We start from the raw sequence: 13,525 nt of genomic DNA on the forward strand, positions 1-13,525 counted from the left end.
TTTTTATTTCTGTCAAGATGTCTTTGGCAACTGCACTCCCGTTACGTACGGCACAAGCCAGGCGAGTCTGTAACTCTCTTTTATAATCGCTTTCGTGATTTATTGTTTTTAATTAATCCGGCTTTATAGGGTGGAGGTTTTAGCGGGATTTGTCTTTTTATATCTTTCTTTTCTATTTAACACCAGTGATATGAAGTTGTGCGATATTTCACGTCGGCCATATTGTACAATCTATTTCTTTTTCTATTTCGTGTTTCTCCAGAAAAGCCCGGTCCACCGGTTCGAGGTGAAAGCGTATTTCTGCGATGCGGATAAAAAGAAAAATCTTGTAAGTGTGCAACTTACAGGCTTTATCTTCCATGATACTTGGCGGAGAGAGAAGACTGTGAACCCGTTCTCCTATGCCTTATTTTTTCTGTATTTTATATCTTTTCTTATGTCTTAGCGGCAACAATGACACTTTGTTGCCCGTTGTCGTACCAATGTTTCTCTAAAACTCAGATTTAAAGATACAGTAAGTTTTTGAATTTAATAAACATTTTATTCACGATGTTTTAGAATTAGTGCAAGGTGTGAACTATATATAGATATAATTTGCATTTTGTACGCAACTATGATTTTCATACAAAGAGCAGTTCATTATAGGATTGTTTGGAAAGTAATATCATTCGCATTATATTTGTAATAATAATCGTGTATTACAAATCATTAGTAATAGTATTTTTCATTAGAAAATTCAAGTGTTGCAGGGGATATAGTGTCTTTTGCAAGGTAATTGTCGGGTATTTAATGACTGAAATTGTATGATGAATTTTAATGAATATATGAATGAGATTGATTTTTCAGGATTTAAAAAGCTCTTTTTAGAAAAAGGAAAGTCAAGTGAATTTAAAAAGAAGGATTATTTTGTTCGGCAAAATGAACCATGTAAGCACGTTGGATTGGTTCAACGTGGTATTTTTAGATATACTGGCATTGACAATGTGGGAAACGAACATATTGTCGGTTATAGTTTCACCGAGGATTTTGTATGTGATTATCCATCTTTCATTAAACATTCAGGAGCATTAACCAATATTCAGGCTGTTACGGATTGCTCTGTATCTATGCTATCCGTGAAAGATTTGAATGATTATTGGGAAACTAATATGGAAACTCAACGCTTTGGCAGATTTGTAGCAGAAGAACATTTTATAGAAATATATGGAAGGTTACTTGATTTTTATTGTAATTCAGCAGAGAAGCGTTATATCTCATTGTTGGAACGTTGTCCAGACTTACCCCAATATATTACTCTAAAAGAGATAGCCTCGTTTCTTGGAGTTACCCCCGAAACAGTAAGCCATATACGAAGAAGATTACGTCAAAGATAAAACTCTTGAAATAGTTCAAGGATTTTTTCGCCCACCGAGATTAATTTTGTTCGTTATTGCTAAAGCGTTTAAATCAAAGAACGCTATAAACAGATTAAACAAAAATAATATTGAAGAATACAATTAATACAGATTATAAGGTTGGCGATTTGATTTATGACGCAAATATTTATGATGGATTAAACACTTTTCTATCGGATTTACAATTCTATAAAAAGTGGTTGCCGAAAAATAAGGATGCTAAAATACTCGAACTTTGTTGTGGCACCGGCAGACTTACGATTCCAATTGCAAAGGAGGGATACAATATTTGTGGAGTAGATTATACTTCATCAATGCTTGAACAAGCAAAAGCGAAAGCTAATCAAGTAGGGGTAGGGATTGATTTTATTGAGGCAGATATTAGAGCACTCGACTTGCAAGGGCAATTCGACCTTATCTTTATTCCGTTTAACTCCATCCACCATTTATACGGAAACGAAGATCTGTTTAAAGCATTGGAATGTGTTAAAAAACATCTTAAAGATGGAGGCTTGTTTCTGTTGGATTGCTTTAATCCCAACATCCAGTATATTGTTGAGAACGAAAAAGAGCAAGCCATAATTGCTGAATATACAACGGATGATGGACGGAACGTGTTGATAAAACAAACGATGCATTACGAGAGTGCAACCCAAATAAACCGCATAGAGTGGCACTATTTTATAAACGGAAAGTTTCATTCTATCCAAAATTTGGATATGAGATTGTTTTTTCCACAAGAGTTAGATTCATATTTGAAACAGACCGGATTTAATATTATCCACAAATATGGAGGCCTTGAGGGAGAGATGTTTAGCGATGAATCGGAGAAGAAGATATATGTTTTAGCATTAAATAAGTGATATTAGTTATTTAAGATGAATATTATTCCAATAACAGAAAATAAGAAACAATACATAGACCTATTATTGCTTGCTGACGAGTCGGAATCCATGATAGACCGTTATTTAGAGCGTGGCGAAATGTTTACACTCGAAGATAATGGCGTAAAGGCTGTATGTGTAGTTACTGATGAGGGTAACGGGATTTGTGAACTTAAGAATATAGCCGTTATACAGAACACGCGACGACAAGGATATGGACGTAAATTGATACAATATCTAATCGCTTGTTATTCTGAATGTTGTCACACAATGATTGTCGGAACTGGTGATGTGCCAAATACGATTGGTTTTTATCAGAGTTGTGGTTTTGTCTATTCTCACAGGATTGAGAACTTCTTTACAGATAATTATGATCACCCTATTATTGAAGATGGCATACAACTCGAAGATATGGTTTATTTGAAGTATAATCTGAAAGCCAATTTTACAATCAGAATAGCCCGACAATCAGATGTTGTAGAACTAAAAGAACTTTTTCAGCAGACTGTTCTTTCGGTAAATAGTCGTGATTATTCGCGGGAGGAAGTAGAAGACTGGGCATCGTGCGGAAACGACCTCTCAAAAATAGAAGAGATGATAAAGACCCACTATTTTGTAGTGGCTATTAATCAACTGTTTCAGATTGTTGGCTTTGCATCAATTACATCGCAAGGCTATTTACACTCTATGTTTGTTCACAGGGATTTTCAGGGCAAAGGCATTGCCTCTTTGCTTTTAAAAGAAATAGAACGGTATGCAATGGAAAGTGAGATTGTGCGGATTACGTCAGAAGTGAGTGTAACTGCTCGCCCTTTCTTTGAAAAATGGGGTTATACGGTAGAGGTAGAACAAAAGCGTAAAGCTAATCAGCTTTGTTTGACTAACTACTGGATGGCAAAAGGGCTGATTTAACTGTTTTTATATTATGAAAATAATAACAACTATCTATCTAAGCGTGGTGTTGACATTTCTAACAGGATGCACAACCATGAAAAAATTATCAAGTGGAACAACTGTTTATCGCTATGCTAACGGATTTGTTACTGATAGCGATAATAAAATAGTAGCTCATTACGCCAATGGCTTCGTAACAAAATACTCGGATGTCGTTAACCAAAAGCATATTAAGATAAACAATGATTTAGAATTATTTAGGTTGACACCTGTTTGTTACCTATATACAGCTTGGGCGAATATGGGGCGTTGGGGACGTGTCGGTTCGAATGGACTTGTTGTGATTAGTAAAGGGAAAGCTCTTTTGATTGATTCGCCTACCCTTGAATCGCAAATAGTAGAATTAGCTTGGTGGTTTGACAAAAATTTGAATGTAACCTTTGAATCGTTTATTCCCGGGCATTGGCACGGCGACGGTGTGGGTGGATTGGCTTGGCTCAATCGCAACGGCATCAAGAGTTATGCCAATCGCCTAACAAATAATATATTAGCATCAAAAGGGCTTGAACAATCAAATGTAAGTTTTTCAGACTCGTTATTGTTAAAAGTAGGGAATATCAAAATTGAAGCATATTATTTAGGTGGCGGACACACTGTCGACAATATCGTGGTATGGATTCCCTCTCAAAAGATTCTGTTTGGCGGATGTATGCTTAAAGATATAGAAACCTTAAATATTGGCAATATTTCGGATGCTGCTCCGCTTGAAGAATGGCTACAAACTGTCGACCGAGTAGAACGGCAATTTCCCAACGTGGAATATGTTATTCCCGGACACGGCAAATATGGAGGGAAAGAGTTGTTTAAACATACTAAAACGATTATTGAAAATGAACGGCAGTCTAAAATGAACAAATAATTTAGATTATAAGCACGAATAACGCTACCCTAAACAAAGGTCTTGAACTGTTTCAAGACTTCTGTTGTATCATCCGACTAACTTTACCAACAACAATTAATTCCTATATATATGATAAAAGAATTAAAACATAGATCCATTGAAAAACATGATTTTGGACAAATATGCCAATTTCCGCAAAATGCAGAAGAACTATTTTTTATGTTTCCAAAAGCAGAATATCCATTGACTGAAAGTCAATTGGAATCTGCCATCAATAGCCGCTTCGATTCCACGGTTATATTGTTTAATGATATTATTGTCGGGTTTGCGAATTTCTACGAGGTGAAGAACAGTCAATATGCTTCGATAGGAAATGTAGTGGTAGATGCTAACTATCGAAATCTTGGAATCGGCAAATACCTGATTCAAACAATGGAGCAAATCGCCATAGAAAAATACAGTGTCTCAGAATTTCATCTTTCGTGTTTTAATACGAACACAAAAGGTATTTTATTGTATTCGAAATTAGGCTATATACCATACGAGACAGAGAAATGGTTGAATCCTCAAAACGAATCATTAGCATTAATAAAAATGAAAAAGAGAATGTCATCCAACTCACTTTGCCAGCAAAAATTAATTCAAATATGATAGAATGAAGTTGCACAAAATAATCATATCAACCATTTGCTGTATAATATTAAGTAGCTATTATTCTGTTGCTTGGGGGCAAACAATAAGTGGAAAAGTAATAGATAATGAACAACAACCCATAGTAGGAGCAACTATCGTTCTACAAAATATTGATTCCACATATGTCTGTGCATCCGTTTCTGATATTAACGGGGAGTTCATTTTGAATAACGAACCCGAAGAGTATCGTTTGGTTATACAACACCTTTGCTATCAGACGAAACAAATAACAGGCAAGGGAAAGAATGCCGGAATCATTCAACTTCAACCGAATGAACATACCTTAGACGAAGTTGTGGTAAAAGGGGAACGTCCACTTGTTAAGGTAGAAAACGGGAGATTGGGATATAATCTTAAAGCCCTTGCAGAAAAGAAAGTCGTAAATAATGCCTACGAAGCATTGACAAAACTACCCGGCATACAGGAAAGAAGAGGTGTGTTAAGTTTGGCCGGAGCGGGGAAATTAACTGTCGTTTTGAATGGTAAGCCTACATCCATGAGTGCCGAACAGCTTGAAGCACTCTTGCGCAACACTCCGGTAAGCCTAGTTGAAAAGGTAGAGGTGATGTATAGTGCGCCTCCTGAATATCATACACGAGGTGCGGTGGTAAATGTTATTCTGAAACGCTCGAACGACTACTCTTTTCAGGGAGAAGTCAGCACTCACTATAAAAATCAATATTTTAATAGTGGTGGGGTAAATGGAAATTTCCGATTATCAACTTCCAAAACGACATTTGATGTAATGTATGGAGCAGACAATGTTAAACAAATGGAGTATATCGACCTCTATTCCAAGCATACAGTAAAAGATAAAGTGTATGATATTCGACAAAACGAACAATTACGCGGTAAATACTGGAATCACAATTTTAGAACTGCTCTTGAATATAATTTCAATGTAAAAAACAATATCAGTTTAGCTTATACAGGGAGTTTTACCTCTAATCAGCATAACAACAGCCTTACAACCGGTAACTTCCAAACCAGCAATATAGATAAATACATTGATATTCGTATGCACAACGTTGCGTTACAATATAATTCCGGATTTGGTTTTATTGTTGGCGGAGATTATACGCACTATGTTTCTGATAATGATCAGAATATGTCTGCCAAGTATCAGGAAGGCGGGCAAAGTAGTTTCGCAATGATTGGAGGACAAAAAATAGACCGTTATTCTATCTATGCCGACCAAAAACACAGCCTGTCAAAAGGTTGGAGTTTAGGGTATGGTGCATCATATCGGCTTGTGAAAGAACGTGATTTTCAAACATTCAGCGATGTAACCGGAAGTATCACTCCACAGAATCTTTATTCTAATCTGCAAGAGCAAACAACCGATTTCTATGCCTCATTATGCAAGAGTTTTGCAGTCGGATTGTCTATAACTATTTCTGCCACAGTAGAGTATTATACTATTAGAGATTATCACAAATGGGCAATCTATCCGCAAGTATCATTGACTTACAGTAAAACGCCCAAACACACGTTTCAACTCTCGTTGTCTATGGATAAAACCTATCCGAGCTATTGGGATATGCAATCATCGGTTAGTTACCTCAATGGATATACCGAATTATGGGGAACTCCCGGATTGAAACCATCCACTTCTTATAATCTGAACACAAGTTATATCTTGAAGCAGAAATACATCTTTAATCTGTTTTTTACTTACGCTTTGGATTATTTTGCACAAACTCCATATCAATCCACGGAAAGGCTGGCATTAATCTACAAAAATACAAATTGGAACTATATGCAATCGTGGGGTGCAAATGTAATAGTGCCTTTCAATGTAGGAAGTTGGCTCGACTCTCGATTGACTTTGACAGGAATGCAGGTTCGTCAGCGTTGTGATAACTTCTTTGACGTCCCTTTCAATCGGGAGAAACGGGTATTTAATGCCGCATTGGATAATACGTTCAAAGTAAATAAGAATTTAGCATTTGAGTTAATGGGATTTGTACAAACCCCAACAATACAGGGAACATTCAATATCGAATCAATCTTCAACTTTACCGCGGGTGTGAAATGGAATTTTGCCAGCGACAAATTCAGTTTGTCCGCTCGTTGTAATGATATTTTCAACACGGGTATGCCTAAAACAAATGTTCGCTTCAAGGGACAATACTTAGATATGAACAGTGCTTTCTACTCCCGGTCATTCACCATAAATTTCACGTACCGTTTTGGCGGATATAATCGAAAAGAGGTAAAAGGGATAGATACATCACGCTTTGGAATGTAATTAAAACTAACAAAATTGAACGGATCTTAAGTAAGAAATATTTTGTAGTGATAATACAACATTTCAGGAGTTTAATTATAGGACATCTTAATAACATTGACATAAGAGAATACATCGAAAACATATTGCAGAGAATATATTCGGGGATTGCAACTTCGACTTCTACGATTGTGATATTGTCGAAAATTCTTTTCCTATGATTACCCGGTTAGAAAACATACTCACCGAACTATGCGAGCGGATAGCGGATTATACATTTGTTTCCAAAGAAGAAGATATTCTCATCTATTATCACAGGCAAGAACTGTTTGATTTTCCCATTTTTTATATATTCTTCTGCTTTCAAAATCTCTTTTTTTACCCAATCACTATTTAATGATTCCTGTGATATAAAAAAAACAAATAAACCTGTAACATCAATTCCTTTATAGATTTCATCTAAAGTTTTGTTCCCTTCTTCAAATGTCCATGCATCATAAACAACTTTTTGTTTACCCAAATTACGGGCAACAACTTCTACATATCCTTTTTGTTTACTACTATGTGATAAAAAAATGCGTCCCATATATGATTTATGTTTATATTTTAATTGTAAATATACTCATTAGGAATGATTTATGAAATTATTTGTAAGTCTTTTTTGTATTCGCACAATATCGTTCACAGTTAATAGTTTTGTTCAGGAAGCCATTGATTTAGGGGATTACACATGTAATGGGCTGCCATTGGCGTTTCAGGCTCGGAATATACCTTTGTGTTCAGAGAAAGAAAAGAACTATACTACTTTCTTCTTTTGTTATTTGATTCGTGCATTTTAGCTTTAAGATGTATATCTTTGCTTAGAAATTCAATAATTAGAATTAGTATGAAGGTATACATCGACTTAAATATATTTGACCGACTTGAAAAGTTGGATAGATTAGACCCAACAGAAAAATCTTCATATCAATATTTGTCTGATTTATTAACAAGTAAGCAGATTATTACAGCATATTCAAATGCACACTTAAATGATTTATTTCGTGGATTCCAAAAGAATCCTACTTATATAGATGGTCATTTGCTGAATATCCAGCACTTCACAAACAACCTTTGCATCTGCCAATATTGGGGTGAAAAAAATGCGACTTGGCATTATCGAAATATTTTTGATTTTTTTGAAGAGAAGAAAAAAGACTGGGAGCATGAACCAATCTCTTATGAAACATTGTTTGAAGATTTTCCTTTAATGCAAGCGATTATGGAATTATATAAAAACGTCCCCTTGCCTTCTGAGTTCAGAAAAGGATATGAAAATCCAATATTTGGAATAATGTTTCCTTTATCTAAATTACAACCCAATATGTATGCATTGCAAACTGATATTTTTAATTTTCAAACTCGCCTTAAATCAGACTATGGACTCTATAAATCTTTTAAAAGTCATCTCATAACAAGTTTAAATAAAATAAAAAATAATAAAGAACTTATTAAGTCTTTCAATTCAAATTTCAAGAGTTTACCTCAACATTTGGAATTAACAGATTTCTTCGATTTATATACCCCAAACAACAAATGTAGTGAAAATTTGATGTATCAAAAAGTTATTGAAATGTTTTTCAAATTTGATATTGCTGGATATAAAAGTGATGGACATTTTAATAATATGTTTGATGATGCATTGCATACATTCTACGCAGCTCATTTTGATTACTTCTTAACAAATGATGATAGGTGTAAATATAAAGCGGAAAAAACATATAGTAAGTTGAGTATCAAAACAAAAGTATTAAAAATGGATGAAATACATTTTTTGGAACAGTAGTTACAATTATTGTTGACAATAATTACAACTTACGACTTTTTTTCTTTTTGAGTTTCTTAGCCTGTGATTCCTCTGCCAATGTTGCATCGTAATTACTGCCATCTCCCAATGAGAAGATAGATAAGAGAGAAACACCACCACTGTTATTTTGCTGATTGTAAGACAGCTTGTGTTCTTGCTTGCTATCAAGATTGCAAGAAATCTTGTTTTCTTTTTCACTGGATTGATGAACCTCTTTTTTATTTTCGCTAGTAAAATATTGTTTTGGCTCTTTTAATTCCTGTTCCTGCATTTTCAGTTTCTCATCAATGCTTCCGTTCTTCATCGTGTTGGCATATTCAAAGGATTCAGATAATTGGCGGTTGTAGTCGAATAGCTTATCAAAGCCCTGTTCCGCTCGTTGGAATAGGTTTACACGGTCAAAACCACCCGTAACCGTTCCTTTTTTGGTGTTCTTATGATTGGTAAGCGGTGATAGCTTCTTTTTGTTTGATTGATCTTTCCGGCTAACAATCAAATGACAGTGCGTATTCAGTTCATTATCGGAACTGCTGCGGTCGGAATGTATCTTTCCGTAGAACTTTATATCCGCTTCGGATAATCCTTTGTTGAAGTTCTTGGCATATTCGGGAATAAATACTTCTCGAATATACCGCTTCATGGCTTCGGCTTTCTCCTGTTCGGTGTTCCCCATTGCCCGAAGTTCGCTTTCCGATGGGCTGACATGGATAGCGAAAAACTTTGCATCTGTTTTTAAGAGTTGCCCGATATTGCTATCTATATCTTTTATAACCTTTGATTTATAGATATTCTCATCCGTCAGGTTGAAAAAGCCATCGGTATAGATACCCTGCTGCATCCGTTCCAAATCTTCATGCTCCATGTACGACGCTAATTGCCGGCTACTTCCTGCATTGTTATATGTTCCTGCCGATGGTGGGGCAAAATCTATGTGCATGGTTCTATGTGTTTATCAGATTGATAATTTCCGCCTTTAGGTTCTCTTTCCGTTTGCCGTCCATCACACCGCAAGCGGATAACTCCGAATAGAGTTGTATCAGTTAGAGCAACTTCTTATAGTTCCGTTGGTGTATCTGATAAAGGGCGGTAAGTTGCTTCCCCTGCTGGTTGATTACATCGGCGTGCTTCCCAAACTGTTCACTTACTTTCTGCAATACGGTTGTCTGCTTCTCTCGACTGGATTCCAGTTGTGAGAGGATTAGTGTTTCCAATAACTTGCCAATGGCATCAAACCGAACTGCAATAGAATTGGCAGTTCGTATCATTGGATTTAGTTGTTCTTCCTCGTAGTGGCGGATGAAGCGGATTATATCGTCCTGTCGTTTGTTTATCTTCGCCAATTCCGATTTTACTGATTCGGGGGCTTCGGATGGATTGATATGTGCCTTATCAATATACCCGAAAGCCAACTTTACAACTTCGCTCTTTTTCAGTGAATGGCGTTTGCATATCTTCTCTACCAAAGCTGCCGTTTCCTTGTCTACGGAAATGGTGGTGAATATTGTTTTTCGAGTGCTGTTTGGCATGGTAATTACTTTTTTATAGAAATATGAATAGATAAATGCTTGATAATAAGCATTACAACGGAAATGATTATTACAGGTGTCATTACAGCGTGTTTTCATAACACGCTAACGCCGAAGGCGTTGCCCCGCAGGGCAAGAGGGAAGAACAGGACTTGTCCAGTTCCCTCTTGCTTCATTTAGCGAAATGAGCCGAGCCACAGGGCGAGGCAATTTCTGCTAAATGTGCGGCGGTGGTACTTCATCAGGCGGTAACATTACCCATCTTGATTTGCTTCGGTTTGCTTATCAAGCTGATTTTCCTTTTTGAACCGCTCATAGGTCTTACAATCGGCATTTTCCTGAACAAATGACCGAATGTCCGATACCCGATAATAGGTCTTATGGCTTATCGTAAAGTAAGGGAGTTTGCCACTTGCCCGATACCGTTGCAGGGTTCGGAAAGATACTTTCAGCAGAAACGCTAAATCCTGATTGTCTAACAACTTGTCGTTGGGATCTTATACGTTGTCGGTATTGATTAGCGATTTCAGGTCTTGCTCGATTTCGGTGAGTTTCTTTGATAGTCGTTCCATCCACTTGTCGAAGTTTTCATTGTCTATATACATTTTGCTTCGTTTTTTTAGTTCAACATTATTGTTTTCAACCGATTGATGAAGCAAAGGTCGGCAAATGGGTGCAAATAAGTTAGGGGAGTAGATATACTACACCCCTAACATTTGTTGATAAATTACTGATTTACAGATAGCCTTTCTTTTGACTTTCTTCGATAATAGCTTTGCGAAGTATATCCAAAAACTCAATTCGTTTATTGGTTTGCCGACAAATTACACTCTCGTGCTTTTTATGGATGTCTCCAAATTTGATATTAAAGAGGTGTTCAAACGCTCTTCCGATTTCAGTTAGTGGGGCTTCTGTTCCTGTACGGGTAACAATTCTTTGAGATAGGGATAATCCGCTAACCAGTTCCATAATTGCAACAAGATTAGTTTCATCGGTAAGATAGAGCGGAGAGGGCGGAAAGCTGTTTTTTCGATTTTGGAACTGAATCGGGTATTTGATACGCATATTGAGTATGCGGATTTCGGTGTTTATAACTTCTATCGCTTCATCAACAAGCAATAGCAAGGCATTTTTCCCCCGCCTCAAATTGTACACGATGCGATTTGAGCCTGTTTAGTCCAAAAGAGAGATAGCGTAACAATACAGCGAAGTCCTGTTCATCTATGGCAACGCTTACCAAATGGTTGGCAAGTTCTTGCAGTGCTGTTGTAAGGTCGTTTACAACAAACTTTTTCTGTGAGTATTCCGACAATAGTCGGAAAAATCTCAGGTCGGATAATTCTTTCATAATTCACACAATTAAAGATGTCTTTTGATTCTGATATTCTGTTTCTTACTAATGGTATCATTGTATAAACTCCCGTCAAGCCCTTTATATCGAGCGTCTCTGTAAATTTCAACCAGTTTTTTGCTATAATCCTGAATCATCGAATTTGATTTTTGGGATAGGTTGGTCGCTAAAATTCTGCTTCCCAATATGCCCGGATTGCAGACTATTGTATCTTTCTTTATGGCGTTCATAATCAGTTCTGAACACACATAATCCTTAATGCCTGCCTTGTCTAGCTTCTTCGACACGGATTTATTGAGTGCCAGTTTATCGCTAATGGTCATAAATCCGTACCACAACAAACACTTCATCCCCAATTTGGTAGCACCAATTAATACATCAAGATAAGTATGCCCGTTGCTATTGGGTTTATCTATTTCGTAAGGGTCAATATGTAGAAACGTGGATTTGGGTAATGACGGTAATAGCTTTAGTACTCCATCAATCGAATCACAATTGAATGTTCTAATTGGTGGCGAAATTGCTTGGTTTCTTGCGAATAATTCTACATTATCCAATGCCCCTTTTTCTAAATCAAAGAATAGACACCTCTTAACGTCATTATTCAATACTTTCATGGCTAATGCTGGAGAACCTAAATAGTTTCCGCTTGCCATACTTTCATTCTCCAGTTGATAATAAAAGGAATTTTTCAATGTAACATCTTCATTCGCTTTGTTCAAGAAATGATAAATACCATATTCCTGTTCGGGGGTATGTGTCATTGTGTAGATGGCACACGCTGAATTGGTTTCTACATATATCTGCGGTTTTTCTATTTGAAGAACCTCGCAGAGAACAAGATGTTTGAGAACATCGGGTTGTTTGCCGAAGTGAGTGTAAGTTACCATAATAATTCAGTTTATCATTATGGTGGCAATATTAGGCAGGAAAAAACGAAAAAGCCTTGACGAAAGTCAAAGCCTCTATTTTTGCAGTTGTTTTTTGCGGATTCTACTTAAAGTTTCAGGAGTTACACCGAGAAAAAGTGCTATTTCCTTTAAGGATATTCGTTCTTGTAAATCGGGACAGCGTTTCATTAATGCCTGATAGCGTTGTTCGGGCGTATCGCAATAGAACCCTAATAAGCGTTGGTATATCTCTGCAAACATAGTTTCGGCAATACGCTTGCCTAAACGCTGTGTTTCCATATCTGTTTCCCAAAATTGATTGAGTTCGCTTAATGGGAGTAAATAAACCTCGCAATCAGTTGTTGCCTGTATGCTAACCGTTGCTCCTGTTCTATTAATTAAAGAGGGATAATCACATACGAAATCATTCTCAAAACTGTAACCTACAATCCATTCGTTACCGTTCGTATCTATGCGAGTAAGGCGAAATGTACCTGACGTAACAAAGCCTATATGATTCGTCTTATCATTTTGACGAACCATATATTCATTCTTTTTAAGTATTTTCGGTGTGCCACTTTCAAGAAATAGTTTTTCTAATCTCGTGGCATCTACACTCTCATTCGCATTGAATTTATCCATGTTAAATGCTTTATAATTGCAAAGATACGAGAATGATAGCTATGTTGGATAATAATTTAGATAAAATGATTATCTTTGTGGGAGAGTTATTTGAAGCGATGGAAATACACGGCAGACTAAAGAAATTCGCTCGTTTCTACATCGTTACCCATTGTTCTTTTTCTTTCGCCCAAATATCTATTAATCAATAGATAAAATTAAAATCTTTTACTGTGACACGGACGAAAATAGGGTAGCTGCCATTGATTTTTTGCTTGTCCTTTTTCACAAAGAA

Annotated in this window: 13 protein-coding genes and 3 pseudogenes; 8 read left to right on the forward strand and 8 right to left on the reverse strand. The window is 36.4% G+C overall.

Annotation, left to right across the window (positions count from 1 at the left end):
- Positions 1-803 precede the first annotated feature (803 nt).
- The 7 genes and pseudogenes from BN3283_RS02715 to BN3283_RS02740 all read left to right on the forward strand — a co-directional run bounded on the left by BN3283_RS02715 (position 804) and on the right by BN3283_RS02740 (position 7,017).
- Positions 804-1,373, forward strand: coding sequence for a Crp/Fnr family transcriptional regulator (locus tag BN3283_RS02715; protein ID WP_059025563.1), 570 nt, complete (start codon positions 804-806; stop codon positions 1,371-1,373).
- A gap of 122 nt (positions 1,374-1,495) precedes the next feature.
- The gene (locus BN3283_RS02720; RefSeq protein ID WP_059025762.1) at positions 1,496-2,257 is read left to right on the forward strand and encodes a class I SAM-dependent methyltransferase; all 762 of its coding nucleotides are present in this window, start codon (positions 1,496-1,498) and stop codon (positions 2,255-2,257) included.
- A 15-nt stretch (positions 2,258-2,272) separates the two neighbouring features.
- Positions 2,273-2,704 (forward strand): annotated as a pseudogene (locus tag BN3283_RS14625) (GNAT family N-acetyltransferase); the annotation flags it as partial.
- Positions 2,705-2,710: 6 nt separating this feature from the next.
- Positions 2,711-3,190, forward strand: a complete 480-nt coding sequence (locus BN3283_RS14630) for a GNAT family N-acetyltransferase (protein WP_059025763.1) — start codon at positions 2,711-2,713, stop codon at positions 3,188-3,190.
- A 13-nt stretch (positions 3,191-3,203) separates the two neighbouring features.
- Positions 3,204-4,091 (forward strand): subclass B1 metallo-beta-lactamase, encoded by an 888-nt coding sequence (gene bla, locus BN3283_RS02730; protein ID WP_059025564.1) that lies wholly within the window; start codon positions 3,204-3,206, stop codon positions 4,089-4,091.
- 111 nt (positions 4,092-4,202) lie between these two features.
- Positions 4,203-4,724: a GNAT family N-acetyltransferase gene (locus tag BN3283_RS02735; protein WP_052634417.1), complete on the forward strand. Its 522-nt coding sequence runs from the start codon at positions 4,203-4,205 to the stop codon at positions 4,722-4,724.
- Between the two features lie 4 nt (positions 4,725-4,728).
- Positions 4,729-7,017: an outer membrane beta-barrel family protein gene (locus tag BN3283_RS02740; protein ID WP_059025565.1), complete on the forward strand. Its 2,289-nt coding sequence runs from the start codon at positions 4,729-4,731 to the stop codon at positions 7,015-7,017.
- 229 nt (positions 7,018-7,246) lie between these two features.
- Here BN3283_RS02740 and BN3283_RS02745 read toward each other — a convergent pair whose 3' ends face one another.
- Positions 7,247-7,582 carry a toll/interleukin-1 receptor domain-containing protein gene (locus tag BN3283_RS02745; protein ID WP_059025566.1) on the reverse strand — a complete coding sequence of 112 codons (336 nt, stop codon included), beginning with the start codon at positions 7,580-7,582 and terminating at the stop codon, positions 7,247-7,249.
- A gap of 300 nt (positions 7,583-7,882) precedes the next feature.
- Between BN3283_RS02745 and BN3283_RS02750 the strand changes: the two genes are divergently transcribed.
- Entirely contained in the window at positions 7,883-8,821 is a 939-nt protein-coding gene (locus BN3283_RS02750) for a hypothetical protein (protein WP_059025567.1), read from the forward strand.
- Between the two features lie 22 nt (positions 8,822-8,843).
- Here BN3283_RS02750 and BN3283_RS02755 read toward each other — a convergent pair whose 3' ends face one another.
- From BN3283_RS02755 to BN3283_RS02785, 7 genes and pseudogenes are all read right to left on the reverse strand, one after another.
- Positions 8,844-9,779 carry a DUF5712 family protein gene (locus BN3283_RS02755; protein WP_059025568.1) on the reverse strand — a complete coding sequence of 312 codons (936 nt, stop codon included), beginning with the start codon at positions 9,777-9,779 and terminating at the stop codon, positions 8,844-8,846.
- A gap of 4 nt (positions 9,780-9,783) precedes the next feature.
- Positions 9,784-10,368, reverse strand: a pseudogene (locus BN3283_RS02760) (BfmA/BtgA family mobilization protein).
- 254 nt (positions 10,369-10,622) lie between these two features.
- A pseudogene (locus BN3283_RS02765) lies at positions 10,623-10,973 on the reverse strand (helix-turn-helix domain-containing protein).
- 130 nt (positions 10,974-11,103) lie between these two features.
- Complete coding sequence (locus BN3283_RS02770) at positions 11,104-11,514, reverse strand: RteC domain-containing protein (RefSeq protein WP_286137510.1); 411 nt, start codon at positions 11,512-11,514, stop codon at positions 11,104-11,106.
- The gene (locus BN3283_RS02775; protein WP_059025570.1) at positions 11,477-11,716 is read right to left on the reverse strand and encodes a hypothetical protein; all 240 of its coding nucleotides are present in this window, start codon (positions 11,714-11,716) and stop codon (positions 11,477-11,479) included. The genes BN3283_RS02770 and BN3283_RS02775 overlap by 38 nt, the downstream gene beginning before the upstream one ends.
- 11 nt (positions 11,717-11,727) lie before the next feature.
- On the reverse strand, positions 11,728-12,609 hold the full coding sequence (locus BN3283_RS02780) for a 23S rRNA (adenine(2030)-N(6))-methyltransferase RlmJ (protein ID WP_059025571.1): 882 nt from the start codon (positions 12,607-12,609) through the stop codon (positions 11,728-11,730).
- A gap of 75 nt (positions 12,610-12,684) precedes the next feature.
- Complete coding sequence (locus BN3283_RS02785; RefSeq protein WP_059025572.1) at positions 12,685-13,251, reverse strand: Crp/Fnr family transcriptional regulator; 567 nt, start codon at positions 13,249-13,251, stop codon at positions 12,685-12,687.
- Between the last annotated feature and the right edge of the window lie 274 nt (positions 13,252-13,525).

Source organism: Gabonibacter massiliensis, assembly GCA_001487125.1.
Lineage (GTDB): Bacteria > Bacteroidota > Bacteroidia > Bacteroidales > Marinifilaceae > Gabonibacter > Gabonibacter massiliensis.